Annotated in this window: 22 protein-coding genes; 10 read left to right on the plus strand and 12 right to left on the minus strand. The window is 65.3% G+C overall.

Annotated features, from left to right (window positions below):
* Window positions 1-6: 6 nt before the first annotated feature.
* From NCR93_RS19855 to NCR93_RS19890, 8 genes are all read right to left on the minus strand, one after another.
* Window positions 7-480, minus strand: coding sequence for an acyl-CoA thioesterase (locus NCR93_RS19855; protein ID WP_175982339.1), 474 nt, complete (start codon window positions 478-480; stop codon window positions 7-9).
* A 128-nt stretch (window positions 481-608) separates the two neighbouring features.
* Window positions 609-1,265: a phosphorylase gene (locus NCR93_RS19860; RefSeq protein WP_239295351.1), complete on the minus strand. Its 657-nt coding sequence runs from the start codon at window positions 1,263-1,265 to the stop codon at window positions 609-611.
* A gap of 26 nt (window positions 1,266-1,291) precedes the next feature.
* Complete coding sequence (gene shc / locus NCR93_RS19865; protein WP_175982341.1) at window positions 1,292-3,271, minus strand: squalene--hopene cyclase; 1,980 nt, start codon at window positions 3,269-3,271, stop codon at window positions 1,292-1,294.
* On the minus strand, window positions 3,271-4,545 hold the full coding sequence (gene hpnE / locus NCR93_RS19870; protein ID WP_008354270.1) for a hydroxysqualene dehydroxylase HpnE: 1,275 nt from the start codon (window positions 4,543-4,545) through the stop codon (window positions 3,271-3,273). The genes shc and hpnE overlap by 1 nt, the downstream gene beginning before the upstream one ends.
* Window positions 4,545-5,393 carry a presqualene diphosphate synthase HpnD gene (hpnD, locus tag NCR93_RS19875; RefSeq protein WP_175982342.1) on the minus strand — a complete coding sequence of 283 codons (849 nt, stop codon included), beginning with the start codon at window positions 5,391-5,393 and terminating at the stop codon, window positions 4,545-4,547. Before hpnD ends, hpnE begins: the two co-directional genes overlap by 1 nt.
* A 248-nt stretch (window positions 5,394-5,641) precedes the next feature.
* The gene (locus tag NCR93_RS19880) at window positions 5,642-6,583 is read right to left on the minus strand and encodes a sensor domain-containing diguanylate cyclase (protein ID WP_008354268.1); all 942 of its coding nucleotides are present in this window, start codon (window positions 6,581-6,583) and stop codon (window positions 5,642-5,644) included.
* 3 nt (window positions 6,584-6,586) lie between these two features.
* Complete coding sequence (locus tag NCR93_RS19885) at window positions 6,587-7,210, minus strand: chemotaxis protein CheC (RefSeq protein WP_008354267.1); 624 nt, start codon at window positions 7,208-7,210, stop codon at window positions 6,587-6,589.
* Window positions 7,203-7,571 carry a response regulator gene (locus NCR93_RS19890; protein ID WP_008354266.1) on the minus strand — a complete coding sequence of 123 codons (369 nt, stop codon included), beginning with the start codon at window positions 7,569-7,571 and terminating at the stop codon, window positions 7,203-7,205. The genes NCR93_RS19885 and NCR93_RS19890 overlap by 8 nt, the downstream gene beginning before the upstream one ends.
* A gap of 785 nt (window positions 7,572-8,356) precedes the next feature.
* On the opposite strand from NCR93_RS19890, the gene NCR93_RS19895 reads away from it, so the two are divergent.
* Window positions 8,357-10,615 carry a hybrid sensor histidine kinase/response regulator family protein gene (locus NCR93_RS19895; RefSeq protein WP_175982388.1) on the plus strand — a complete coding sequence of 753 codons (2,259 nt, stop codon included), beginning with the start codon at window positions 8,357-8,359 and terminating at the stop codon, window positions 10,613-10,615.
* A 178-nt stretch (window positions 10,616-10,793) separates the two neighbouring features.
* On the plus strand, window positions 10,794-12,143 hold the full coding sequence (locus NCR93_RS19900; RefSeq protein WP_175982343.1) for a hypothetical protein: 1,350 nt from the start codon (window positions 10,794-10,796) through the stop codon (window positions 12,141-12,143).
* A 65-nt stretch (window positions 12,144-12,208) separates the two neighbouring features.
* Here NCR93_RS19900 and NCR93_RS19905 read toward each other — a convergent pair whose 3' ends face one another.
* Window positions 12,209-12,760 (minus strand): NADPH-dependent FMN reductase, encoded by a 552-nt coding sequence (locus NCR93_RS19905; protein ID WP_008354262.1) that lies wholly within the window; start codon window positions 12,758-12,760, stop codon window positions 12,209-12,211.
* 499 nt (window positions 12,761-13,259) lie between these two features.
* Here NCR93_RS19905 and NCR93_RS19910 point away from each other — a divergent pair, with 499 nt between their 5' ends.
* Together NCR93_RS19910 and NCR93_RS19915 are read left to right on the plus strand one after the other, a co-directional pair.
* On the plus strand, window positions 13,260-13,499 hold the full coding sequence (locus NCR93_RS19910; RefSeq protein ID WP_008354261.1) for a DUF4148 domain-containing protein: 240 nt from the start codon (window positions 13,260-13,262) through the stop codon (window positions 13,497-13,499).
* Window positions 13,500-14,147: 648 nt separating this feature from the next.
* On the plus strand, window positions 14,148-14,717 hold the full coding sequence (locus tag NCR93_RS19915) for a lipocalin family protein (protein ID WP_008354260.1): 570 nt from the start codon (window positions 14,148-14,150) through the stop codon (window positions 14,715-14,717).
* A gap of 4 nt (window positions 14,718-14,721) precedes the next feature.
* Here the strand turns inward: NCR93_RS19915 and NCR93_RS19920 are convergent, their stop codons facing one another.
* On the minus strand, window positions 14,722-14,988 hold the full coding sequence (locus NCR93_RS19920) for a hypothetical protein (RefSeq protein WP_008354259.1): 267 nt from the start codon (window positions 14,986-14,988) through the stop codon (window positions 14,722-14,724).
* Window positions 14,989-15,081: 93 nt separating this feature from the next.
* A complete protein-coding gene (locus tag NCR93_RS19925; RefSeq protein WP_008354258.1) occupies window positions 15,082-16,536 on the minus strand; it encodes a sigma-54 interaction domain-containing protein in 1,455 nt (484 codons plus the stop codon).
* A gap of 307 nt (window positions 16,537-16,843) precedes the next feature.
* Here NCR93_RS19925 and NCR93_RS19930 point away from each other — a divergent pair, with 307 nt between their 5' ends.
* From NCR93_RS19930 to NCR93_RS19945, 4 genes are all read left to right on the plus strand, one after another.
* Window positions 16,844-18,244 (plus strand): GntP family permease, encoded by a 1,401-nt coding sequence (locus NCR93_RS19930; protein WP_008354257.1) that lies wholly within the window; start codon window positions 16,844-16,846, stop codon window positions 18,242-18,244.
* Between the two features lie 745 nt (window positions 18,245-18,989).
* On the plus strand, window positions 18,990-19,784 hold the full coding sequence (locus NCR93_RS19935; RefSeq protein WP_008354256.1) for a 3-hydroxybutyrate dehydrogenase: 795 nt from the start codon (window positions 18,990-18,992) through the stop codon (window positions 19,782-19,784).
* Between the two features lie 153 nt (window positions 19,785-19,937).
* The gene (locus NCR93_RS19940) at window positions 19,938-21,497 is read left to right on the plus strand and encodes a methyl-accepting chemotaxis protein (protein ID WP_175982344.1); all 1,560 of its coding nucleotides are present in this window, start codon (window positions 19,938-19,940) and stop codon (window positions 21,495-21,497) included.
* A 44-nt stretch (window positions 21,498-21,541) separates the two neighbouring features.
* Window positions 21,542-21,775: a hypothetical protein gene (locus NCR93_RS19945; protein WP_008354254.1), complete on the plus strand. Its 234-nt coding sequence runs from the start codon at window positions 21,542-21,544 to the stop codon at window positions 21,773-21,775.
* Here the strand turns inward: NCR93_RS19945 and NCR93_RS19950 are convergent.
* Window positions 21,772-23,760, minus strand: a complete 1,989-nt coding sequence (locus NCR93_RS19950) for an AI-2E family transporter (protein WP_175982345.1) — start codon at window positions 23,758-23,760, stop codon at window positions 21,772-21,774. The genes NCR93_RS19945 and NCR93_RS19950 overlap by 4 nt on opposite strands.
* 276 nt (window positions 23,761-24,036) lie before the next feature.
* Between NCR93_RS19950 and NCR93_RS19955 the strand changes: the two genes are divergently transcribed.
* Complete coding sequence (locus NCR93_RS19955; RefSeq protein WP_008354251.1) at window positions 24,037-24,339, plus strand: hypothetical protein; 303 nt, start codon at window positions 24,037-24,039, stop codon at window positions 24,337-24,339.
* A 156-nt stretch (window positions 24,340-24,495) separates the two neighbouring features.
* Window positions 24,496-25,125 carry a glutathione S-transferase family protein gene (locus tag NCR93_RS19960; protein ID WP_008354250.1) on the plus strand — a complete coding sequence of 210 codons (630 nt, stop codon included), beginning with the start codon at window positions 24,496-24,498 and terminating at the stop codon, window positions 25,123-25,125.
* The last annotated feature ends 19 nt before the right edge of the window (window positions 25,126-25,144 follow it).

Genomic DNA, 25,144 nt, shown 5'->3' on the forward strand with positions numbered 1-25,144 from the left:
TTCTCTTTAGTGTGCGGCTTCTTCCGCGACTTCTTCGAGCAAGTCGTCGCCCGACACTTTCGGCGCTTCGACGACGCCCTGATCGCGGCGATAGGCTTCGAACAATTCATCCGCGTAGCGAATTTGCGTCCGGCCGTGCGGCGCGGGCTCGCCCTGTTCGTTCAGATTGACGAACACCATCTTCTCGACGGTCAGAATGCTTTTTCGCGTGATCTTGTTGCGCACTTCGGCGCGCAGTGTGATCGACGTGCGGCCGAATTGCGTCGCGGTGATGCCGAGTTCGATGATGTCGCCCTGCCGCGCCGAGCTCACGAAGTTGATTTCCGACATGAACTTGGTCACGACGCGCTGATTGCCCAGCTGCGAGATGGCGTAGATCGCGGCTTCTTCGTCGATCCAGCGCAACAGGCTGCCGCCGAAGAGCGTGCCGTTCGGGTTCAGGTCTTCGGGCTTGACCCATTTACGGGTGTGGAAATTCATTTGCGGTACCTCGCTTTCATTGCTGCGCGCGTCGCGGAGTTCCTGTAGACGCGCGCTCGATCAGGGTTTTCCCTGATTATACCGAGATGAGGGTTAACCCGCAGAAAGCAAGGGATGAGACCGAAGCGCTATGCCACCACCAACGCCCGCGCCGATTCCATCGCGTGCCGCGCCTGCACGAGCGTCGCGCGGGCGGCGCGGGCATCGGATGCAAGGCGCAGAAGCGCGCCCAACTGCGCCGGATCGCGGACCAATTCGCGCAAAATCGGACCGATCGCCGTCGTGCCGTCATCGCGCAAACCGGCCGTCGCGGCGGTCGGCAACGTTCGCCACGCGGGATCGACCACGGCGCGGCACACTGCGAACGGCAAGCCGCGCGCCGTCGCGATGGCCCCGGCGATATGCGATTCCATATCGACGGCCAGCGCGCCCGTCGACGAATGCAGCGAGCGCTTTTCCGCCTCGGTCTTGACGGGCGCCGTGACGCCAGCCGTCTTGCCGCGCCGCGTGACGCGCTCGACGGGCGTGCCCGCGAACGCATCGACGATGCGCGCCGACCACGCCGCATCGGTATGCAGCTCGCCGAAAGGACCGCACACGCTGTCGGCGACGATCAGCGCGCCCGGCTTCAGATCCGGTGCGAGCCCGCCCGCCGTGCCGAAGCTGACGATTCCCGAACAGCCGCGCGTGAGCGCATCGGACAGCGCGCGCTCGAGCAGATCGGCGCGCGCCGCGAATACGACATCGACGCCGCGTCCGCGCACGATCTTCGCCTCGAACGCCATGCCGGTCACGGCGACGACGGGCGCGTTCACATCGCCGCCGTCACGCGCGTGAGCCCGTTGCGCGTCAGATTGCGATAGCGCGCGAGCGCCCACAGCGGGAAGAACTTGCGATAGCCGTGGTATCGCAGATAGAACACGCGCGGAAAACCGGTCGCGGTGAAGCGCGTTTCATCCCACAGGCCGTGCTTTTGCTGCGTCTTCAGCAGATAGCCGACGCCGCGCGCGACCGCCGGATGCTCGACGAGACCGGCCGCCATCAGCCCGAGCAGCGCCCACGCCGTCTGCGACGCGGTGCTCGGCGCCTGCTCATAACCGCGATAGTCGAGCTTGTAGCTGTCGCCGTCCTCGCCCCAGCCGCCGTCGTCGTTCTGGATGCCGATGAGCCAGTCCGCCGCGCGCTTCATGCGCGTGTCCGTCGGCGCGACGCCCGCCGCGTTCAGCGCGGACATCGCCGACCAGGTGCCGTAGATGAAATTCATGCCCCAGCGCCCGTACCAGCTTCCGTCGCGCTCCTGATCTCGCACGATGTACTCGAACGCGCGACGCGCCGGCTCGCTGTTCAACGACGTCTCGCCGAGTTGCGCGAGCATCGACAGGCAGCGCGCGGAAACGTCGACGGTCGGCGGATCGAGCAGCGCGCCGTGATCCGAGAACGGGATGTTGTTCAGGTAAAACTGCGTGTTTTCGGGCTCGAACGCGCCCCAGCCGCCGTCGCTGCTCTGCATGCCGACGACCCATTCGCGCGCGCGCGCAATCGACTCGCCGTACAGCGCCGTGCCGTTTTCGCGATCGGCGCGTTCCATCGCCATCGCGACGACGGCGGTGTCGTCGACATCCGGATAGTGCGGGTTCGCGAACTGGAACGCCCAGCCGCCGGGCCGCACGTCCGGGCGGCGCGAAATCCAGTCGCCGCGCACGTCGAGAATCTGCAGCGGCACCAGCCAGTCGAGGCCGCGCCGGACCGCCGCGCGCGCCTTCGGCACGCCGGTTTCGAGCAGCGCGTGCGCCGCGAGCGACGTGTCCCACACCGGCGACAGACACGGCTGGCAATACGCTTCGCCGTCGTCGGCCGGGTCGATGACGAGCAGCTTGTCGAGCGACTTGCGCGCGATCGCGCGGTTCGGATGCTCGGGCGGATAGCCGAGCACGTCGTACATCATCACCGAGTTGGCCATCGCCGGGAAAATCGCGCCGAGGCCGTCCTCGCCGTTCAGCCGCTCGTCGACGAAACGCACGGCTTCATCGATCGCGCGTTCGCGGCCGGCTTTCGGCAGAAGCGGATCGGCGACGCGCAGAATCGAATCGACCACGCGGAAAAAGGCGAACCAGCCGCGGCTCTGGTGCCCGGCGCGCGACGGCATCCCGGTATTGACCGGCGGGTTCGTGAACACTTCGTCGATACGCACGCCGCGCGGATTGCGGGCGCGCGGGCGCTTGGCGTTGAGCACGAGCATCGGCACGATCACCGTGCGCGCCCAGTACGACACCTTCGACAGATGGAACGGGAACCACATCGGCAGACGCATGATCTCGACGGGCATCATCGGCACCGCGCGCCACGACACGACGCCGAACAGCGCGAGCAGGATACGCGTGAACACGTTCACTTTCTCCGCGCCGCCCGCGGCGAGGATTGCTGCGCGGGCGCGCTCCATGTGCGGTGCGTCGGGCGAATCGCCGATCATCTTCAGCGCGAAATACGCCTTCACGGTCGCGGAGACATCCATCGCGCCGTCGGTGAAAAGCGGCCAGCCGCCGTCCTCGCGCTGAATGCGGCGCAGATAGCGGCCGATCTTCGCTTCGAGCTTTTCGTCGGCGGTCTCGCCGAGATAGTGGACGAGCAGCACGTATTCGGCGGGAATCGTTGCGTCCGCTTCGAGTTCGTAGAGCCAGTAGCCTTCCGGATGTTGCGCCGCGAGCAGCGCATCGGTGGCGTGGTTGACGGCGGCGTCGAGCGGCGCGCCCGAAACCTGCGCGCCCACGGCCGAAAGGGATAAATCGTTCATCAGCGTTCCATCGATTGATTCAACAGCGCATCCGCGGCCTTCTGGCCGGAGCGGATCGCGCCTTCGATCGTCGCGGGCAGGCCGGTCGCCGTCCAGTCGCCCGCGAGCGTGAAATTGCGCCAGCGGGTGCGCGTGGCGGCCCGCAAGCCTTCCTGCGCCGGCACGGCGGCAAACGTCGCATGTTCATCGACGACGACTTGCCAGGGCGGCGTCGGCACGGCGGGCATCCGCACGGCCTTCGCCGCTTCGCGCCAGACCGCCTGCGCGAGCTCTTCGTGCGGCGTCGCGAGCCATTGGCCGGCGCTCGACAGCGTGACCGAGAGCCGTCCGTCGGCCGCGAAAAGCCGGTCCGACATGCCGTTGACGAGACACGTCAGCGGCTCGAAGCCCACGGGTGCATCGACGGCAAAATGCACGGTGACGATCGCGCGCGATGCGTCCGGCGCGCTCAACCCCGGCACGAGGCGCCGGGCCGCATCGGGCGGCACGGCGAGCACCACGCCGTCGCCGGGCGCGAGCGTCAGCGGGTCTGCGCCGTCGAAAGCGAGCGAGCTTACACGCTCCGTCGAATCCGTGCCGGATACCCCGACGGCCGCGACGCGCGAGCCGAGCCGGATCTCCGCGCCGCCGTACTGCAAGAGCCGCAGCGCGGGCTCGACGAACGCGTGCGACAACCCGCTTCTCGCGATGAGCGGACGGCACGCCTGGCCGCCTTGCGCGACGGTTTCGCGCAGCAGGCCGGCCGCGAGTTCCGCGCTCGCCTCGGACGGATCGGCGTTGAGCATCGCGCGCAAGAGCGGGCGCGCGAGCAGGTTCCATACGCGATCCTTGCGCCGCACGCATTCTTCGACCGTGCGGCCCGGTTTCGCCCACAGGAGCGGCAGAAACGGCAGGTAGTCGGCCGGCTGCGTGCCGGGCACGCGCGCGTCGGCATCGAAGATCCAGCGCGGCAGGCGTCCGGACGACATGCGGATCGTCCACGCGTCGCCGCTCGCGACATCGAAAAAAGGATAGTCGGGCTGCGTCGGGCCGATCAGCGTATCGGTTGCGCCGATCGCGCGCAGGTACGCCATCGTCGATTGGTAGCCCGAAAGCAGCAGATGATTGCCGTTGTCGAGCGTGACGCCGAGCTTCGTATCGAAGAAAGAGCGGCAGCGTCCGCCCGCGTGAGGCGCGGCGTCGAGCAGCACGACGCGCGCGCCGCGCCGTTGCGCCTCGACCGCGGCGGCTAGACCGGCGATGCCCGCTCCGACGACGAAAACCCGCCGGGACATCAGATCAGATTGCGCGCCACGATCCACAGCAGGCGCGAGCGCGGCGTCCGCACGCGCGTGCGCGGCAGGTCGAAACCGCGTTTGAGATTGGCGTCGAGCACGGTGCGATACGCCGCCGACATGATGCGCGGCGCGCGCACCTGCGATCGCGGCGAAGCCGCCATGATCGCGTCGGACTGCGCGTAGTGGCCCTTCGCGCGCTCGGCCAGCACGGCGCACACGCGCGGCAGGCGTGCGTCGCCGACGATGCTCGCCGGATCGCTCGTCGAAATGCCTTCGCGCGCGAGCAACTCGCGCGGCAGATACACGCGGCCGATTTCGGCGTCTTCGTCGATGTCGCGCAGGATGTTGGTGAGTTGCAGCGCGCGCCCGAGATGATGCGCGAGCCGCCGGCCGGCGTCCTCGTGCATCCCGAAGATCCTCACCGACAGCCGGCCGACGGCGCTCGCCACGCGGTCGCAATAGAGGTCGAGCGTGGCTTCGTCGGGTGCGACGATATCGCCGGCGGCGTCCATCGCCATGCCGTCGATCACGGCGTGGAAGTCGTCGCGGGAAAGCCGGAAAGCCTGGATGTGCTGCGTGAGCGCTTCGAGCGTTTTCTTCGGCGCGCCGGCGTAGCACGCATCGATGTCCTCGCGCCACTGGTCGAGCGCGAGCGCGCGCTCGCGGCGCGGCAGCGTGCCTTCGTCGGCGATGTCGTCGACCGCGCGGCAGAACGCGTAAATCTGGTACATCGCGTCGCGCTGCGCAGCCGGAAGGATACGCATCGCGAGATAAAACGAGCTTCCCGACGACGTTTTCGCGGCGTCGGGGGCAGGATCGTCAGCGATGATGTTGGAAACGGCCAAGACGAACTCCGCTGTGGCGCCCCCACGGGCAAATTAAGAGATCGGGCGCCGGACCCGACGCGGCCCGGCGCGCGCGGAACCACCTGGCGCTGAGCGGGACGATCAAGGAAGAAAGCCGGCGCGAGCCGGCTGCGACTGCGCCGGAAGCGGCAAAGAGTATATCAATACTTTGCCCGATTGCGCCGGAGCCGCGCGGGACATGGCGCGGCGCATCGGGCGCGGTTTCAGGGGCGGATTCAGGCGCGTTTTCAGGCAAATCCCACCGAGCGATTGCGCCCTTCGCGCTTGGCCGTGTAAAGCGCCGCATCCGCCTCGTTGATGAGCGCTTCGTACGACGACGTCACGCCGGTGCGCGCACGCGCCACGCCGACGCTCGCCGTCACGGGCACGCGCGCGTTCTGCACGTCGACGGGCGTCTCGCCGATCTCCCTCCGCACTTTCTCCGCGACGATCATCGCGTCGTCGAAATTCGTGCACGGCAAGAGCAGCGCGAATTCCTCGCCGCCAAAACGCCCGAACACGTCCTGCACGCGCACGGCCTTGGCGACGCGCTCGGCCATCACGCGCAGGACCGTATCGCCGACGAGGTGGCCGCGATCGTCGTTGATGCGTTTGAAATGGTCGAGATCGAAGAGCAGCATCGACAGTTCGCCGCCGTAGCGATGCCAGCGCTGGAATTCGTCGCGCAATCGCAGCTCGAAATAGCGCCGGTTCGCGATGCCGGTCAAGCCGTCGCGGTCCGCGAATTCCTGCAGTTTCGCGACGGCTTCGTCCCGGGCGCGCTGCATCATGCTCGCGTGCGTCACGTCGGAAATCGTCACGCAGACGGCGCGCACGTCGCCCTCCAGCGTGAGCGGCATGAACGTGCAGTCCTGCTGCATGTAATCGACGCCGCCGGTGATCGGCCGGTCGTGGTCGAACTTGAAGAGATACGGGCGCTGCTCCCACGAACTGAACGCGAAGCTGCCGAGCTGGAACACGCTTTCGACCTTGCGCGTGAACCACACGCGCGGCAGTTCCGGAAAGCTCGCGAAAATCGATTTGCCGATCACTTGCTCGGCCGTCTTGCCGCTGTGGTCCTGCATGAAGCGGTTCCACATCAGCACGTTGAGGTCGCGATCGAGCACGAAGATGCCGAATCCGACACGCTCGATCACCAGCTCGCTCAGCAGATGGCGCAGGTCTTCCATTCGTCAGAGGCTCGACAGCAGCGCATCGAGCGCTTCGCTCAGATGCGCGATCGCGTCCTCGGCCATCAGCATCACGAGATGCGCGCGAAAACTGTGGTCTTCGAGCGCGAAATTCACTTCGAGCAGGAGCGCCGTCTTCCACGCGAGCATCGCGGGCTGAAAGACCTCGTCGAGCCCGATGTCCGAGCCGAGCATGCCGGGCGGCGAAAAAATCGGCGAACGGCCGAGGCGGTCGAGAATGCACGACACGCACGCGCCCATCAGCACCGTCGCGATATCGAAGACGAGCTCGGTGCGCGTCGTCGTCGTGTACGTGGACTTCGTGTAGGGATCGTCGACGAGCGCGCACAGCTGATCGACGCTGCCGCTCTTGCAGAGCACGATCGCCTCGCCCTTGATGTCCGAGCGGAAGCCCTGGCGCACGGCGGTGACGGTATCGGTGATGCCGGTCATCTCCGAAAGCGCCGCGGATGCCTCCGCCACGCTCACGACGCGCACGCGCGGCACCGACAGCTCGATGAAGGTGCCGAGCAGCTTCGAAAGACGCGTCGCGGCCTGGCCCATCGCCATGTTGGCCACTTCCTGCAGCGCGTCGCGCTGATCTTCGTTGAGGGCGGTTTCAAGCATGGAGACCGTACTCCTTCAATACGGGGCGCAGCGCTTCGGGCGTCACCGGCTTCGGCAGGAAGGCGATCGCGCCGAGCGCGCGTACGCGTTCCTGGGCCATCGGCTGCACATCGGCGGATACGACGATCACGAACGTATTCAGATCTTCGTGCTGCAAGGCGTCGAGAACCTGATAGCCCGTCATGTCGGGCATCGTCAGATCGAGGAACATCACCGAGGCGCGGCCGGCCCGATAGTGCTCGAGCGCCTCGCGCCCGTTGGTCGCGTAGGAGATCTCGACGTCCCAGTCCGGGGGCAGCGCGCGCGTCAGCACCTTGCGCGCGAGCAGTGAATCATCGGCAATGACAATCGGCAACGGCATGGTCGGCAGGATCTTTTAGGCTGTTTTCGGGCGGAGAACGGTCGTGTCGACGGACACGGCGGGCTCTCGTATGGATTACGGCATCCGCGCAGCGATCTTTATAGCGATGTTCACGGAAGAACCGGCGTGAGCCCTTGGGCCCGGCGGGAATGCGGGCGCTGTCGGTGATGCAGGTCGGCGGCGATGAGCCAGGCGCGTCGCCTGTCGACGTCGGCGCGCCACGCGGCGGGCGGGCGCTGTGTAATCAGCGCGCGCCCAGTGCGCGATGGATGCTGGCTCTCGATCGGCGTCATGTTGCCTGCCCCGTGCGTGATCCGGAGATCCCGGACCTTGGCCTTTTTCTCCTCGCTCGGTCGCGCTGCCTGCCCGCGTCTGCCGGGCAAGCGGTACTTCGCCCCGACGCGCGCCGGGAGGCTGCTTGTATTCCCCGGCCGACGCTCTCAGCGGCGTTTCGGATCGGAGGATTGCATTGTCTGATTATCAGAATGTCAAAGCAACTCGATGAGGCGCCAAGCGAGAATTAATATGATGAAATAAGGTTCGATACGGGTGAATTCTGCTCGATGTGTTCCGATGCGCTGTCAGTCCATGCTTTTGTGTACGTTTGCGCTTCCAAGAATCTCGCTAACTGCGCGCCGCGTGCAAGCTTCGTTCGACGGCCGGGAAGGCTGAGTCGCGCCGATCCGGCATGCTTCGTGCGTCCTAGTTGCGGTTGCACCGTCCACGCCCGCTACCGCGTACGAAAGGTACGGGCCATGAGTAAGTTTTCCAATTCGCTGCCAAAAATGACGCTGCAACGTGAGGAGTCCGACGCCGTTCCCGCCGCGCAGTCGTGGCAGGAGGAACCGCCTTTTCCGGTGGTGCCCGAGCGCAACTTCGCCGCGCAGCGGCTCACGCTCTACGCGTTGCTGGTCGCGGCGGTCGTGCTGCCGTGCGTGTACGTCGCCATCACCGCATACACCGATTACCACGCGCGCGTCGCCGACGCCTCCGATCTGGTCGCGCGCAACGCCCGAGTCGCGGAAGAACACGCGCTGAAAGTCTTCGATCTGAACGTGACGCTCAACGAGCGCATCGTCGATCTGCTCGACGGCCTCGACGCCGCCGCGATCCGGCGAGAAAGCGCCACGATCCATCAGCGCCTCAAGGCGATCAGCGGCTCCTATCAGCAAGTTGCGGCGGCATCCGTGTTCGGCGCCGACGGCAAGCTGCTCGCGACGAGCCGCATCTGGCCGACGCCCGACATCTCCGTTGCCGAGCGCGACGATTTCGGCGGCCTGCGCGCCGGCCAGAGCCAGCGGATTTCGCGCGTGATGGTCGGCCGCGTCGCCGGCGAGCAGGTGTTCAACACGGCGATCGCGCGGCGCACGCCGGCGGGCGCGTTCGACGGCATGGTGACGATCGCGCTGCGCCCATCGTATTTCAGCGCGTTCTATCGCGAGCTGATCGGCGATAACCCGAGCGTGTCGCTCGGTCTGACGCGCGCGGACGGCGAAGTGCTCGCGTGGTATCCGCCGCGCCCGGCCGATCGCATGGCGCTCGCGGCCAGCTCGCCGCTGCGCGAGGCGTACCGCGCGGGCGGCCGAAGCGGCGTCGTCAGGATGGTTTCGGGGCTGGACGATCAGCTGAAGATCGTCGCGTTCCGGCGCGTCGGCGGGTATCCGGCCTATGTATCGAGCGGCTATCCGATCGCGACGATCTGGTCGGCATGGTGGAAGCATCTGAGCGTGCTCGCGCTCTCGATCTTCGCGCCGTGCGTCGTGCTGTGGGGCGTAATCGCGCAGTCGTTGCGGCGCCTCGCGACCGAAGAGGAAGCATGGGAGCGCTGGCAGGCCGAAGCGTCGATGCGCCGCTCGATCGAATCGGCGTATCGGCAGGCGCGCAAGATGGAGGCGCTCGGCAATCTCGTCGGCAGCGTCGCGCACGACTTCAACAATCTGCTGATGATCGTCTCGACCAACGTGCAGATCGCGCGGCGGCGCGGCGCGCCCGGCCTCGATCGCGAACTCACGGCGATGGAACGCGCGCTGAAAAGCGGCCAGTCGCTCACGCGGCAACTGCTCGGCGTCGCGCGCAAGCAGCCGTTGCGCAGCGAGATCATCGCGATCGGCAAATGGGTGCCGGCGGGGCGCGAGTTGCTGCGCGCATCGCTCGGCGCGAAGGTGGCGCTCAGCGTCGAAGTCGCGCCGGAGGTGTGGGCGATCCGCGTCGATCCGGCGGAACTGGAGCTCGCGCTCATCAACGTCGCGGTGAACGCGCGCGACGCGATGCCCAACGGCGGCACCTTCACCGTGCGCGCCGGCAACGTGCGCTTTCGCCACGAGGACGGCTTTCCGATCACCGGCGAATTCGTGCAGATCACGCTCGAAGACAACGGCTTCGGCATGAGCGCCGAAGTGCTCGGGCGCGCGTTCGAACCGCTTTTCACGACCAAGCCGAAAGGCATGGGCACGGGCCTCGGCCTGCCGCAGGTGTTCGCGTTCTGCGAGCGCGCGGGCGGGCTCGCGACCATCGACAGCGCGATCGGCGCGGGCACCGCCGTGCGTCTGTACCTGCCGCGCGCGACGGCGGCGGCGCCCGGCGCGGCCGCGAAGCACGAACAAGCGGCGTCGCAGGAAGCGGACGGCTTGCGCGTGCTGCTCGTCGAGGACAACGAGGAAGTCGCCGCCGGCACCGAAGCGCTGCTCACGATGATGGGCCACCACGTCACCTACCTCTTCAACGCCGATGCCGCCGCGACGATGCTCGAAGCCGCGCGCGCCGACGCATCGGCCGGTTTTCCGTTCGATGTCGTGCTCTCCGACATTCACATGCCGGGGCAGATGAACGGCATCGATCTCGCCGAAATGATGCAGCGCTTTCACCCGCGCATTCCGGTGATCCTCGTCACGGGTTACGCGGAAGAGCTCGACCGCGCGCGGCAGGTCGGCGCGCGCGTGCTGTCGAAGCCATTCGACATCGCGCTGCTCGACGCGCTCCTGCGCGCGATCCGCGACGGCGCGACGCCTTCCGATCTGCGCGCGGCGCGTTCGGTCGATCGCTGAACCGCCCGCGCTGCAATCGACTTTTGCACGCGCGTTTGTAAAAGCGCCGGCTCCTTTTCCCGCGCCGTGCCGCTCGCGCCGGTTCACGCGCATCCGGCACGCGAGTTGCGTGAATGCCGACATGCGCGGCGACCGACGTCGCCGATTTTCGGAATTCGCCCATCCGCAGGAGGCGTACATGCGACACACCGTCATCGGAGTTTTCGACACCTATGCACAGGCCGAGGACGCGCGCTCGGCCCTGATCGCCGCCGGCTTCCTGCGCGCGGATATCGAACTGCAGGCCAATCCCAAGCGCGACGATGCAGCCGCGCCGTCCGACATGCCCGATGCCGTCACGCATCAGGAGCCGGGCGTGCTCGCCAACATCGAGCGCTTCTTCAGCATGCTCTTCGGCGGACGCGATCAGCCGCCGGAAGTCGCGCACTATTCCGAGGCCGTGCGGCGCGGTGCGATCCTCGTCGCCGTCGAAACGCCGAGCGTCGAGCAGGCCGACATCGCGCGCGCGACGCTGTCCGATCAGGGCGCGATCGATATCGATGAACGCGCGGCAAGCTGGACGACGCTCGAACACGGCACGTCCGCGGCGGCCGCCGATGACCGCGATCATTCGGTGCTCGACGAACTGGGCCTCGGACGCGGCAGCGCGGTGCCGGGACGCGAGCCGGTGAACGATCCCGACCAGACGCCGTCGCGTGCGCGGGCTTATCCGCACGCCGATGTCGGCGATCCGGCCGCGCTGACGCCGCGCGATTACGTCAGCGATCCCGCCGACGATCCGCTGATGCCGCGCGGCGGCATGTCGCAATCGCAGTCCCAATCCCAGTCGATGACGAGCGACGCCGAACGCACCGCCCGCGATCCGCTCGCCGGTCGCGACCCGGTCACGGGCCGGGATCCGCACGCGACGACCGGCGCCGATCCGCTCGCCGGGACGCCCGCCGATCCGCTCGCGGCGCGCACCGAACTCGCGGGCGATTCGCTATCGGAGCGCGACGCCATCGCGGGCCGCGATCCGCTGCGCACGACCGGCGCGGTGCCGCCCGAGCGCGCTCCGTTGCCCGGCGTGCGTACCGACACGGCGTCCGAATGGCGCTCCGTCGAACCGCTGAGCCCGCTCGACGAACCCGCGACGCCGTCTCAGGCGGGCGCGGCGCGCGCGGCGGGATCGTCGCCCGATCCGGTTGTCGCTTCGGCGGGAACGCAGGCGGGCGGTCCGGTCGGACCCATCGGAAATCCGCAAAACGTGCCCAATGAATTCATGGAGTACGAAGACGACTTCCGCGCCGATTACGCATCGAAGTATTCGGCGACGGGCGAGCCTTACGAGGACTATCAGGGCGCGTATCGCTACGGCGCGACGCTCGGCAACGACGATCGATTCCGCAGCCGCACCTGGGACGATCAGATGGAATACGAAACGCGCCGCGACTGGGAGAGCAAGCACCCCGAAGGCGATACGTGGGAACGCTTCAAGGCGGCGATTCGTCACGGCTGGGATCGTGTGACGGGACATCATCACGTCTGAGTTCCGAGCCGCTCACGACAACGGCCCGCTTGCGCGGGCCGTTTTTTCGTGTGAACGGTGAGCGCTCAGGCCGCCCGATCCCGCACCCATGCGACGTACTTGTCCATGAACGTCTGCAGATATTTGCGCGTGTCTTCGCTCACGATATTGCCGTTTTCGTCGATGCGCTTTTCGTCGTGCTTGATGTACATCTCCGGCTGATTCATCAGCACGATGTCGAGGTACGCGCACACGCCGCGCAGATGCGACTGCGCGATCGCCGTGCCGATCGCCCCGACCGACGTCCCGATGATCGCGCCCGGCTTGCCGCCCCACGCGCTTTGTCCCCACGGACGCGAGCCCCAGTCGAGCGCGTTCTTCAGCACACCGGGAATCGAGCGGTTGTATTCCGGCGTGACGATCAAGAGGCCGTTTGCTTCGGCGATCTTCTGCTTGAACGTGCGCGCGGCTTCGGGAAAGTCGCTGTCGTAGTCCTGGCTGTACAACGGCAGGCTGCCGATGTCGAGAAACTCGAACGAGAAATCGCCCGGCGCGAGCGACACCAGCGCATGCGCGAGCTGCTTGTTGAACGAACCCTGTCGCAGACTGCCGACGACCACCGCGATCTTTAAGGCCATGAGATCTTCCCCGTCAAAGGTATGAAAAGGCGGATGAAGCGTTCCGGACAACGCCGTCCTCGCGACGACGCGCGTGCACATGATAGGCGCATCGCGGGTCGGCCGTCTTCATGCGCGCAGTCAATCGGGACTATTTTTGCGATGAATCGAGCAATGTACCTCGCGCCGCGCCACTACGCGGTTCACAGTGAGCTATCCCCATGGTTATCCACAGTTTCTGTGGATAAGTCGAGAGTAACTTTCATTCCGATAATTTTCTGATTCAACCACGAAACAAAGCGCCCCAAGTCGCGCAAAAAGGTCGTACGAATCGGAACGCATCCTTGCTGATCGCGTAAAAATCTCCGCATTAAGTGAGCGATTACTTGCCATCGCGGGCCCGCATTCATCCACTCTGAACAACAATGTGTTGGCTCAATCAGTATTTTTGTCCAATAGGAATCCTCCTAGACTGCCTCTCAAGCGTCGGCCCCGACGCACACGCATCCAGGAGATTCAAATGAAAAGCTCATTGATCGGCGGTCTCGTTTTGTCGGCGCTTCTCGCCACCGCGCCCGCTTTTGCGCAATCGACGCCTGTGGGCAAGACCCGCGCCGAAGTGAAAGCGGAGCTACAGAGCGCGCGTCGCGCGGGCGATCTGGATGCGGTCAACGCGCTGAGCTATCCGCAATTGCGTCCTTATCAGGAACGGCACGCACAGCTTCAGGCCGGCGTGCGCGACGGCTCCAGCGCGCACTGAACAGCAGCGATTTCGATAATCAGAGGAAGCAGTCTGAACTGGCCCTCCTCCACCGTCGGAATGAAGGTGGTTCGCCCGGTGCCCCCGCGCCGGGCTTTTTTTCGCGGTCAGAGCAAAGCCGCGTTCAGTACGCGTAGCCCGCGATGATGAGACCGAAGACCGGCAGCATGATGGTGAGCTCCGAGGGAAAAAGGTGAGACGTTTCGGGAGCCTCCCCACGGTGAGCCAGCCGATACAGCCGCGCCTCACTTATAGCCGGATCATCGGGATCGCGAAGCAATTTCGGCAGCTCAGTCACATTCTTAAGTGGACCACCCAAGCCGTTGTTCTTTAACGCATTCGACTTGCCTGACCACGATGCGGCGCGGCATGTACTTCGAGCCGCCCGGTCATCGTTTCGAAACGCGCCGGCTTCGGCTACGCGACGCGCTCCGCTAAAGGTGAGCAGATTCGGGAGTCAGGAAAAGGCCTTGTCGCCAGGCCGCGGCCCAGGAATAAAACCCAGTCGGCACAGCTACTTGCGCTTCCCGCGGTTATTTACCCGCGTCATGGATACGCCTTGAGGTGAGGAAATTCGGGAGCCACTCGGCGGACGGAACGGCACTTGCTGCTCTGTCAGCCCTCGTACTTCTCACCCACCCCGGCAACATGACCATCAAAAGACCTTGGGCATACGGCGCTGCGGCGCTGGCTCTGATCGGCGGCGTCGCGACGCTGGCTGCATGCGCGTCGAACGGGGCGCGCCCAAGCGGCAACGACAACGTGCCCGAACCGTCGAAGGCCGTCGACATCGATCGCTATCTCGGTCACTGGCACGAGTTCGCGCGTTACGAAAATCGCTTCGAGCGCAATTGCGAAGCCGTCACGGCGAACTACGCGCGTCGCGAGGACGGGCTCGTATCCGTCGTCAACGCGTGCAGGCAAGGCGGGCTGAGCGGTCCGTACCGGTCGGCCGAAGGACGCGCGAAGATCGTCCCCGGATCGAATGGGACGAAGCTGAAGGTGTCGTTCTTCGGTCCGTTCTATGTCGGCGACTACTGGATTCTGGATCACGCCGACGATTACACGTGGTCCATCGTCGGCGAACCGACCGGGCGTTATCTGTGGATTTTGACGCGCGAGGCGAAGCCTTCGGCGGAGTTGCGTCGCACGCTGATCGAGCGCACGCGCGCGCTCGGTTACGACGTCACGATGCTGCGCGAAACGCAGCAAGGCTGACTTTTCAGCTTGCCTTGCAAGCGACGAGCAGCGAGTTCTGATTGTTCTCGGTCGACTGGCCAAGCACGTCGTAGCCGTTCGGACAGAGCGCCTTCGCGTTGTCCGTGCAATTGCGCCATCCGCCGTAGGCGGGGCATTGAATCTGTTGCGTCGGACGTCCGTCGGCGGAGAAAAGCGGCGGCGCGCTGCTGCATCCGGCGAGCGCCCACGCGCTGCCCGCCAGCATGATCGAAAGGCCGAGTTTTCTGCCGAGTTCCGTCGCGCTTTTCATCCGCTACCCCTTTGATTCTTGGTCGTTATTTTTCGATTTCGGGAGTATGCCACGCGAAGCTTTCGCGACAATTCGCCTGTTCGCAAAAGTGCGTCAGACGGCGATGCCGAGCGCCGCGATCTTCTTGTACAACGTCGCCCGTCCGATGCCGATTTTCTCCGCCGCATCCGCGACCCGACCGCCGCTCGCGCGCAACGCATCCGAGAGAAAGCGCCGCTCGAAATCGGCCATCGCGTCGGCGTACGACACGTTCGGCGGCTCGTCGCCTTCCTGGGCGACGGGTTCGGCCTGCGCCGCGATCGCCACTCGCCCCGCATCGATGAACGCGGAGAGCGCGCGGGCGTCGATGTGCTCGGTTTCGGACAGCATCAACGCGCGTTCGAGCGTGTTGCGCAGTTCGCGGACATTGCCGGGCCAGGAATACGCCTCGAGCAGTTGGAGGCCATCTTTATGCAGCACGAAATGGCCGACGTGCCCCGGCCGCGTATCGGCGGACAGGTCTTCGAGGATCGCGTAAGCGAGCGCTTCGATATCGGCGAGCCGGTCGCGCAACGGCGGCGCGTGGATCGTCAGCACGTTCAGCCGATAGAACAGGTCCGCGCGAAAGCGTCCCGCCGCGACGAGCGCGGGCAGATCGGCGGAGGTCGCCGCGATGATGCGGACATCCGCGCGCACGATGCGATTCGAGCCGAGCGGCTCGAACTCCTTGTCCTGCAGCACGCGCAGCAGCTTGCCCTGAAGCGGCAGCGGCATATCGCCGATTTCGTCGAGGAAAAGCGTGCCGCCATCGGCGAGTTCGAACTTGCCGACGCGCCCTTTCCGCTCCGCGCCCGTGTACGCGCCCGCCGCCGCGCCGAAGAACTCGACTTCGAGCAGCGTGTCGGGGATCGCCGCGACGTTGACGGTCACGAGCGGCTTACCCGCGCGCGTCGACGCGCCGTGGATCGAATGCGCGAGCAGTTCCTTGCCGGTGCCGGTTTCGCCGAGCAGAAGCACGGGCGAATCGACGAGCGCCGCGCGCCGCGCCTGACGTTTCACTTCGAGACTGACCGGGCTCGTGCCGACGAAGCTCGAAAACGTATACTTCGCGCGCCTCGCCTGCGCGAGCGACTGGCGCGTCGCGATCAGTTCCTGCTGCACGCGCGAGTAATGCGCGAACAGCGGCGTGAGCGCCTTCATCTCGTCGAAGAGCGCGAAGCCGATCGCGCCGACCGTCGCGCCCGAGTCGTCCTTTAGCGGCAGACGCGTGACGACGAGCGGCTCGCGATCCGTTTCCAGCACGTCGAGCAGAATCGGCTTGCCGGTCGCGACGACCTCGCGCATCAGGCTGTTCGGAATCACCGCTTCGCAGTCGAGTCCGATCGCGTCGAGCGGATCGTCGAAGCCGAAGCGCGCCGCGTAGCGCTTGTTGATCCACACGACGCGCGCGTCCGCGTCGACGATGAAGGTGCCTTCGCTCAGATTCTCGAAGGTCTTGAAAAGCGACTCCATCGCGCGGCGCATCACGTCGCTGTAGTCCGCCGGCACGTTGATCCAGTCGTTGCGCATGGCGCCCAAAGTCTCCGTTTTCTCCATATCGAGACGACTATCTCAATCCGGAGACGCGCCCGCTATCCGCATCTGCACTAGTTCTCAATGCTGTATGCAGCTGTTTCGATAGACGAGGATGTCTCCGTTCGGAGACATTTTCCTGAAACCTTGCGATGTCATCTTCCCCTGATGCCTGTCGCGCCTGAGTTTCAGCACACTGGCACGGAAAGTGCATTTTGCACGCGCGGTGCGTTATCCATGCGCCGGCAGCGCTTCCAGAAGAGGCGCGCTGACAGTTTCAAAGAACAACCATCACGGAGACTCAATGTCGTTCATCATCGTGCTCGCCGCCCTGGCGTTCCTGATGCTCGCCGCCTATCGCGGCTACAGCGTCATTCTTTTTGCGCCGATCGCCGCGCTCGCGGCCGTCCTCCTCACCGATCCCGCTGCCGTCGCGCCCGTTTTCTCCGGCATCTTCATGGAGAAGATGGTCGGCTTCGTGAAGCTCTACTTTCCTGTGTTTCTGCTCGGCGCGGTGTTCGGCAAGGTCATCGAGCTGTCGGGATTCTCGGAGTCGATCGTCGCCGCAGCCATTCGATACATCGGCAAGTCGCGCGTGAATGCGGTGATCGTCGCGGTGTGCGCGTTGCTCACCTATGGCGGCGTGTCGCTGTTCGTCGTCGTGTTCGCGGTGTATCCGTTCGCGGCTGAGATGTATCGGCAGAGCAATATTCCGAAGCGTCTGATGCCGGGCGCGATTGCGCTGGGCGCGTTCTCGTTCACGATGGATTCGCTGCCGGGCACGCCGCAGATTCAGAACATCATCCCGACGACGTTCTTCAAGACGACTGGCTGGGCCGCGCCGTGGCTCGGCGTGATCGGTTCGCTGTTCATTATCGTCGTCGGCCTGGCGTTTCTCGAATGGCGCCGGCGCTCGGCGATGGCCAAGGGCGAAGGCTACGGCACGTCGCTCGTGAATGAGCCGGAGCGTGTGGAATCGACGTCGCTGCCGAATCCGATGCTCGCGATCGCGCCGCTGATTCTCGTCGGCGTTGCCAACTTCGCGCTGACGAAGTGGATTCCGACGTGGTATGGCGCGAGCTATACCGTGCCGCCGGAAGTGCTGCCGGGCGTGCATGCGCCTGTCACGACGGCTGTCAAAACCGTCGTCGCGATCTGGGCGGTGGAAGGTGCGTTGCTGCTTGGCATCGTGCTCGTTCTGCTGACCGCGTTTTCGCGCGTGAAGGAGCGGTTCGCGGTGGGGACGCGGGCGGCCGTTGCGGGGGCGCTCCTCGCGGCGATGAACACGGCTTCCGAATATGGCTTCGGTGGTGTGATCGCGGCTTTGCCAGGGTTTCTCGTGGTCAGCGATGCGCTCAAGAGCATTCCCAATCCGCTCGTCAATGCGGCTATCTCCGTTTCGTCACTCGCGGGGATTACGGGGTCTGCTTCCGGCGGGATGAGTATCGCGCTTGCTGCCATGTCGGATACGTTTATCGCTGGCGCTCAAGCTGCACATATTCCTTTGGAAGTGCTGCATCGCGTTGTGGCTATGGCCTCCGGTGGTATGGATACGCTGCCGCATAACGGTGCTGTTATTACTCTTCTGGCCGTGACCGGGCTCACGCATCGCGAGTCTTATCGCGATATTTTCGCTGTGACCATCATCAAGACTTTGGCTGTGTTCTTTGTTATCGCGGTTTATTACGCGACCGGCATTGTTTGATTTTTTTCGGTTTATGCCGGATCCCGTTTTCTTAGTGGTCTATTAGCGTTGCCCCTGTGCGGGGCGGCACCTACTTTCTTTGCTGCTGCAAAGAAAGTAGGCAAAGAAAGCAGCTTTTCAAGCCCGCGGTCACACGCAATTTGGGTAGTCCTCTCGTCCTAGGCGGCACTCGCCTAAAGAGTGCCCTCGAAGGACTAACCGGGCTTGGCTCGCGCACGGTCTGCCGCCCGAAACCGTTGAGAACGCTGGTTCAGCACGAAATGGCTTCGGCACAGCGCTACGCGCTGCCGCCGGGTCCGCAAGGGAAACCAACGTGAGGCAAGTGCAGTGAGATGGAGGCGTTAGTGAAGAAGCGCATGCATCCCCGCTTGACCGGTCGGCCGCGAAGCGGGCTGGAGCTATTTCGTGCTGAACCAGTTTGTTATGTGGTGCGATGTTACAGACCGTGCGCGAGCCAAGCCCGATTAGGTGTTTGAGGGCACTCTTTAGGCAGCCCACGATGGACGAGAGGACTACCCAAATTGCGTGTGACCGCGGGCGTATCAGTAGCTGCTTTCTTTGCTTACTTTCTTTGCAGCAGCAAAGAAAGTGAGTGCCGCCCCGCACAGGGGCAGTGCTAATAGACCGACACGATCACGGGATCCGGCGAAAAAAAAGAAAAAACCCTAATTTACGCACAGCAAGCCAACACACCAAACTCCGCAGAACCCGATCAAAACTCCGGAAAGAAGGAAAAAACCCGCATATGACCCAAACCGCATTGAACAAAGCGCTCGCCGGCAAGACGGCATTGGTCACCGGCTCGACGAGCGGCATCGGCCTCGGCATCGCGACGGCACTCGCACAGGCAGGCGCGAATCTCGTGCTCAACGGTTTCGGCGATATCGAAGGCGCGCTGAAGCAGATCGAAGCCACCGGCGTGAAAGCGGTCCACCATCCCGCCGACATGACGAAGCCCGAAGAAATCGAAGCGATGATCGCCTTCGCAAACGAGCAATTCGGCGCCGTCGATGTCCTCGTCAACAACGCCGGCATCCAGCACGTCGCGACCATCGACGAATTCCCGGTCGATCGCTGGGACGCGATCATCGCGATTAACCTCAGCTCGGCGTTCCACACGATGCGCGTCGCGCTGCCGCAAATGCGCGCGCGCAACTGGGGCCGCGTCATCAATATCGCGTCGGTGCACGGGCTCGTCGGCTCGGCGGGCAAATCGGCGTACGTCGCCGCGAAACACGGCATTCTCGGCCTGACCAAAGTCGCCGCGCTCGAAAACGCCCGCACCGGCGTGACCGTCAACGCAATCTGCCCAGGCTTCGTGCTCACGCCGCTCGTGCAGAAACAGATCGACGATCTCGCCGCCCGCGACTCGCTCACGCCGGACGCGGCCCGCGCCAAGCTGCTCGGCGACAAACAGCCGTCCGCGCAATTCGTGACGGCGCAGCAGATCGGCGATATGGCCGTGTTCCTCTGCTCCGATGCCGCCAGCGAAATGCGCGGCTCGGCGCTGCAAATCGACGGCGGATGGAGCGCGCAGTAACTAACGCGCCCTATCGGCGACAAATCGCCACACTTGAGCGTTTCAGTCGGATTCCCCTAAAGATTGTGGGGCCAATCGCCGTTATGTCCTTGTAATGAGACGCGCGCCGCCTTCGAAAAGCGGCGCGCGACGCGAAGAAGAATCAAGGACACCATGCGCAATAATCAGCCCGTAACCCAGCAAGAGTTCGAATTCCCCGCCTCGGCGATGCTCGTCTCCGCCACCGACCTTTCCGGCAACATCCAGTACTGCAATCCGGCTTTCGTGTCGGTGTCGGGCTTCTCGCGCGACGAGCTGATCGGCCAGCCGCACAACCTCATCCGGCATCCCGACATGCCGCGCGAAGCGTTCGCCGATCTCTGGTCGACCGTGCGCGCCGGCCGCTCGTGGACCGCGCTCGTCAAGAATCGCCGCAAGAACGGCGATCACTACTGGGTGCGCGCGAACGTCACGCCGGTGATGGACCACGGCAAGGTCGTCGGCTATCTCTCCGTGCGCGTGAAGCCGACGCGCGATGAAGTCCGCGACGCCACCGCGCTCTACGCGCAGATCAAGGCCGGCAACGCGTCGCGACGCCTCGTGCGCGGCGCGCTCGTGAAGAACGGCATCGCGGGCAAGCTCGCGGCGCTCGCGAACCTGCCGGTGAGTTCGCGTCTCGCCACGGCTTTCGCCGCCGTGCCCGTCAGCATGCTGGTCGCGGCGCTGGCAGGATGGCGCGGCGCGCCGCCGCTGCCCTTCTGGATCGCGCTCGGCGTGAGTTCCGTTGCGAGCTTCGTGGGCTGGCTCGCGCTTTCGCGTCAGGTCGATGCGCCCGTCCGCACGATGTCCGGTTTCGCGGCGCGCATGGCCGCGGGCGATCTGACCGCCGACATGCCCGATGCGCGTCACGACGATCTCGGCGACGTGCAGCGCGCGCTCGGGCAGTTGAAGGCGAATCTCGCGGCGATCGTCTTCGACGTGCGCGGCCAGATCGGCGGCATGCTCGAGGCCGCCAACGAGATTTCGAGCGGCAACACGGACTTGTCGCGCCGCACGGAGATGCAGGCGGCATCGCTCGAACAGACGGCCGCGACGATGGATCAGCTCACGACGACCGTGCAAGGCAACGCCGACGCCACCGTGCGCGCGCTGGAAGTCGTCAAGGAAGCGCAGGCCGCGGCGGACGACGGCGGGCGCATCGCGAGCCAGGTCGAGCAGACGATGGCAGGCATCACGGCGGCGTCGCGGCGCATCGCGGACATCACCGATGTCATCGACGGCATCGCGTTCCAGACCAACATCCTCGCGCTCAACGCGGCCGTCGAGGCGGCGCGCGCGGGCGAAGCGGGCCGCTCGTTCGCTGTCGTCGCGACCGAAGTGCGCAATCTGGCGCAGCGCTGCGCGGCATCGGCGAAGGAAATCGAAGGCGTCGTCGCGACGAGCGTCGCGCAGATCGCGGAAGGCACGAGCCTCGTCGCGCGCACGACGAGCCAGATGCGCGCCATCGACGAAGCGGTGAACCGCGTATCGGCGATCATCATGGAAGTCGCGAAGGCGAGCGGCGAGCAGGCCGAGGGCATCGCGCAGGTGAATCAGGCGGTCGCGCATCTCGACGATTCGACCCAGCAGAACGCCGCGCTCGTCGAGCAGGCTGCGGCCACCGCGCAGCGCCTCGCGGAACGCGCGGTCGTGCTCGACGAAGCCGTGCGCCTCTTTACCGTGGCGAAGGCTTAGGATCGCTTGGTACTATCGGACATTGCCCACGAGGAGTGTCTCCGATGACCGCTGAGAACAATCGCACGGAAGAAGCGCGAGCGATGGAACGTATCGTCAACGCGACGCGCCAGGTTCAGTCCGCTTTCCTGGCGCTGCAAAAGCAGTTTCCGCCCGAAGGCGACGGCCGGCCTTCGCAGATGGCGCTGCAGACCTTCGACGCCGCGCTTCAGGAACTCGAAGACGCGCAAGCCGCCTTCGACACCATGCTCAACGATCTGTTCGACGGCAACCGCTAAATCGCCACGTTCTCGCGCGGGCCGTTCAGCGCGGTTTCATCGCCGGCGTCGTTGAGGCCCGCCCACGGCACGCCGTCGGCGGACTGGCGGCGCGCGGCGGCCACGCACGCTTCGACCAGCTCCCTGAACGACACCGCCGCCGAACTCGTACGCACGAGCACTTCGCCTTGCAGCGAACTTTCGGGGAAGATCAAGCCGACGATCAGTTCCGCCGACGGCGCGCGCTGATGCAGACGCCGCAGCAGGTTGCGCAGATACGGCGGCGACTCGGCGGCATCGAACGACACGACGCAGATGATCGTCACGCCGGCGAGATCGACCTCGCCGAAGCGTCCGCGCGAAAAGCGCTCGTAGCCCGCGAGGTCCGCGTACAGGCCGTGCTTGCGAAACAGCTGCACGGCGATGGTCGCCGCGAGATCGTCGAGCTCGCTTCTCCCCGCGATGCAGAGCACCGACGCCGTGTGGCCTTCCTTCTGCGCATCGAAGCGCGCGGGCGGCGTCTCGGGCGCGATGCGCGGCCCGTCGTCGGGCGATTCGAAACTCGCGGGCAAGTCCTCTTTCGGCGCGACGGTGACGGCCGTGTCCTCCGCATCCTCCAGCCCTTCGATGATGTCGAGCGCCGACTCGTTGATGCGCCGCAACTGATCCGCCGTGACGACGCCGCGCAACACGTCGTTATGCGCGTAGCGCAAGCCTTCGAGCGCGACATCGTCGTAGTACGCGATCAGAGAGCGTTCCTTGAGCAACGTCTCGGCCTGCACGAGCGCCTCGTCGGGATCGTTCGCGAGCAGGCGCTGATAGAAGTTCTCGGCGGGCGTGAGCGCGGGCCGGTCGCCGAACAGCACGTCGAGAAATTCGAGGCGATCGACATGGCGGCCGAGAATCACGAGGCAGAGCGTGAGCGGCGTCGAGAGCACGAGGCCGATCGGCCCCCAGATCCAGCTCCAGAAAATCGCCGCGACGATCACCGCGAACGGCGACAGGCCCGTGCTATGCCCGTACAGCAGCGGCTCGACGACTTGACCCGCGACGATGTCCGTCACGCCGAAGAGCACGATGGTCCACACGAGCATCGCCCAGCCGGGACCGACGGCCGCCGCGAACACGACCGCGACGATCGCCGCGATCCACGTTCCAACATACGGTACGAAGCGCAGAAGCGCGGTCATCACGCCGAAGAGCAGCGCGCCCGGCACGCCGATGATCGCGAGCCCGATCGAAATGACGATGCCCACGCCCACGTTGATGCCGAGCTGCGCGAGGAAGTAGCGCGACAGGCGCCGCGCGGCTTCGTCCATCGCGGTGGTCGCCCGATGCAGGTCGCGCGAGCCGAAAAGCCGTATCAGCCGGTCGCGCAGATCTTCGCGCTGAAGCAGGATGAACACCGCGACCACGAGCACGATGCCGGTGGTTTCCAGCGGACTGATGATCGGCGACAGAAAGCGCTGCGCGAGTTCCAGCGGCGTCGGCGTGGGCTCGTGCACTTCGACGGGCATCGGCTGGTCGATCGGCGAAGCGGCCGGATTGTCCTCGTTCTTCGGCTCCTGCTCGCGCGCGGGCGAAATCCGCTTCAGCGCGCGCGATGCGCGGCCGAGAAACTCATCGGCGCGGCCGACAGTCACCTTCTGCACGGAATCGATCTTGCGCTCGACGGCGACCTGATACTTCGGCAGATCGCCCGCGAGCTGCGCGACCTGAGCGCCGATCAGCGCGCCGACCGCCGTCAGCACCGACAGCGCGACCACTACGGCGACGATCACAGAAGGCACTTGCCCGAAGCGCAGCCGCCGCAGGAAATCGACGAACGGCGCGAGCAGAAAGCTCAGCAGAATCGCGAGGATGATCGGGATCATCACCGCGCGGCCGAAGTACAGCGCGCAAATGACGATGACGCCTGTCACGAGCGACGCCAGCGCGCGCACGCCGGGCGCTTCCGGCGGCAGGATCTTCGCGGGTGGCCGGCGCGGCCCGGGTGCTTGCGGCATGGAAACGGCTCGCTTTTAGTGTGTGGTCGGCGTGGAACGGCCAGTGCGCAGGCCGGAGCAACGTTGCATTATGCAAGACGCGTGCCGTCGATAAGCCGTTCGCCGCGAATAAGGTGAGCGCCTCCGGGATTCAAATTCGGCTGCGATCGGTTCAATGGTGAGGCAATACGGGAGCGAGCGCGCCGGAACAAACGCTGGTCTGGTTGTAAGAAGGGTGATCGGCCAATGCACCGGCGCGCGGACTACACTGAATCACGCTCTGCATTGGAGTCCGCCATGAACGCGATCCGCGCTTCAGTCGTAGTCATATCGGCATTCGCCGTCACATCGGCGTTCGCGCAGCTTCATCCGAGCGCCGAAACCGACATGTACGCGCCGCAAAACAGCACCAAGCTCATGCCGAACGCGCCGCTCGGCAGTCAATACCCGACGCACGGCAACGCGCAGGCCGGCGAGCTCAATCTCAATCCGAGCGATCCGCGCGCGCAGCTCGTCAACGGCCTGCCGAACAACGCCAACAGCGGCGGATACGGTTCGCCGCTCGCCGGCAACAAGGCGAACGTGCCGCGCGGCGAATAAATGACGTGGGTCCGCGCACCGATAGCGCGCTCACCATTCTCGTTTCGAGAATGGTGATTTGAAAATCGACGGGATTCTCCTCATCGCGGCAAGAACCGATACTCGATTCACAGGACGGGACGTCTCCCGGCCATCAACCGAATCAGGGAATCTGCCGTGAAGATCTATCACCATCCGCTGTCCGGGCACTCGCACCGCGCGCGTCTCTTCCTGAATCTGCTGGGCGTCGAACACGAAGAAGCGTTCGTCGATCTCGCCGCCGCCGCGCACAAGACGCCCGACTATCTGAAGCTGAACCGCTTCGGCCAGATTCCCGTGCTCGTCGATGGCGACACGGTTATCGCCGATTCGAACGCAATCCTCGTCTATCTCGCGAAAAAAGCCGGCAACACGAAGTGGCTGCCCGAAACGCCCGCCGAAGCCGCCGCCGTGCAGCGCTGGCTCTCCGTCGCGGCCGGGCAGATCGCGTTCGGTCCCGCCGCCGCGCGTCTCATCACCGTGTTCGGCGCGAAGTTCGACGCGAACGAAGTCATCGCCCGCGCGCACAACGTCCTCAAGGTGCTCGACGCGGAACTGGCGAATCGAGATTGGATCGCCGATATCGACGAGACCGCCGCCGCGCACCCGACCATCGCGGATGTCGCGCTCTACAGCTATATCTCGAGTGCGCCCGAAGGCAACGTCGACCTTTCCGCCTACGCGAACGTGAACGCGTGGCTGAAGCGCGTCGAAGCGCTGAAGGGTTTCGTTCCGTTCCAAAAGACGGCCGCGGGTCTCGCGGCGTAAAGTGAGCGCGGCGGCCGGC

This window comes from Caballeronia sp. ATUFL_F1_KS39 (genome assembly GCF_023630985.1).
GTDB classification, from domain to species: Bacteria; Pseudomonadota; Gammaproteobacteria; order Burkholderiales; family Burkholderiaceae; genus Caballeronia; species Caballeronia zhejiangensis.

What these genes read in the sequence shown, in the direction of transcription:
- NCR93_RS19855 (WP_175982339.1), bottom strand. Translation starts at nt 480, where the DNA reads ATGAATTTCCACACCCGTAAATGGGTCAAGCCCGAAGACCTGAACCCG.
- NCR93_RS19860 (WP_239295351.1), bottom strand. Translation starts at nt 1,265, where the DNA reads ATGGCGTTCGAGGCGAAGATCGTGCGCGGACGCGGCGTCGATGTCGTA.
- shc (WP_175982341.1), bottom strand. Translation starts at nt 3,271, where the DNA reads ATGAACGATTTATCCCTTTCGGCCGTGGGCGCGCAGGTTTCGGGCGCG.
- hpnE (WP_008354270.1), bottom strand. Translation starts at nt 4,545, where the DNA reads ATGTCCCGGCGGGTTTTCGTCGTCGGAGCGGGCATCGCCGGTCTAGCC.
- NCR93_RS19880 (WP_008354268.1), bottom strand. Translation starts at nt 6,583, where the DNA reads ATGGAAGACCTGCGCCATCTGCTGAGCGAGCTGGTGATCGAGCGTGTC.
- NCR93_RS19885 (WP_008354267.1), bottom strand. Translation starts at nt 7,210, where the DNA reads ATGCTTGAAACCGCCCTCAACGAAGATCAGCGCGACGCGCTGCAGGAA.
- NCR93_RS19890 (WP_008354266.1), bottom strand. Translation starts at nt 7,571, where the DNA reads ATGCCGTTGCCGATTGTCATTGCCGATGATTCACTGCTCGCGCGCAAG.
- NCR93_RS19895 (WP_175982388.1), top strand. Translation starts at nt 8,357, where the DNA reads ATGACGCTGCAACGTGAGGAGTCCGACGCCGTTCCCGCCGCGCAGTCG.
- NCR93_RS19900 (WP_175982343.1), top strand. Translation starts at nt 10,794, where the DNA reads ATGCGACACACCGTCATCGGAGTTTTCGACACCTATGCACAGGCCGAG.
- NCR93_RS19905 (WP_008354262.1), bottom strand. Translation starts at nt 12,760, where the DNA reads ATGGCCTTAAAGATCGCGGTGGTCGTCGGCAGTCTGCGACAGGGTTCG.
- NCR93_RS19910 (WP_008354261.1), top strand. Translation starts at nt 13,260, where the DNA reads ATGAAAAGCTCATTGATCGGCGGTCTCGTTTTGTCGGCGCTTCTCGCC.
- NCR93_RS19915 (WP_008354260.1), top strand. Translation starts at nt 14,148, where the DNA reads ATGACCATCAAAAGACCTTGGGCATACGGCGCTGCGGCGCTGGCTCTG.
- NCR93_RS19920 (WP_008354259.1), bottom strand. Translation starts at nt 14,988, where the DNA reads ATGAAAAGCGCGACGGAACTCGGCAGAAAACTCGGCCTTTCGATCATG.
- NCR93_RS19925 (WP_008354258.1), bottom strand. Translation starts at nt 16,536, where the DNA reads ATGCGCAACGACTGGATCAACGTGCCGGCGGACTACAGCGACGTGATG.
- NCR93_RS19930 (WP_008354257.1), top strand. Translation starts at nt 16,844, where the DNA reads ATGTCGTTCATCATCGTGCTCGCCGCCCTGGCGTTCCTGATGCTCGCC.
- NCR93_RS19935 (WP_008354256.1), top strand. Translation starts at nt 18,990, where the DNA reads ATGACCCAAACCGCATTGAACAAAGCGCTCGCCGGCAAGACGGCATTG.
- NCR93_RS19940 (WP_175982344.1), top strand. Translation starts at nt 19,938, where the DNA reads ATGCGCAATAATCAGCCCGTAACCCAGCAAGAGTTCGAATTCCCCGCC.
- NCR93_RS19945 (WP_008354254.1), top strand. Translation starts at nt 21,542, where the DNA reads ATGACCGCTGAGAACAATCGCACGGAAGAAGCGCGAGCGATGGAACGT.
- NCR93_RS19950 (WP_175982345.1), bottom strand. Translation starts at nt 23,760, where the DNA reads ATGCCGCAAGCACCCGGGCCGCGCCGGCCACCCGCGAAGATCCTGCCG.
- NCR93_RS19955 (WP_008354251.1), top strand. Translation starts at nt 24,037, where the DNA reads ATGAACGCGATCCGCGCTTCAGTCGTAGTCATATCGGCATTCGCCGTC.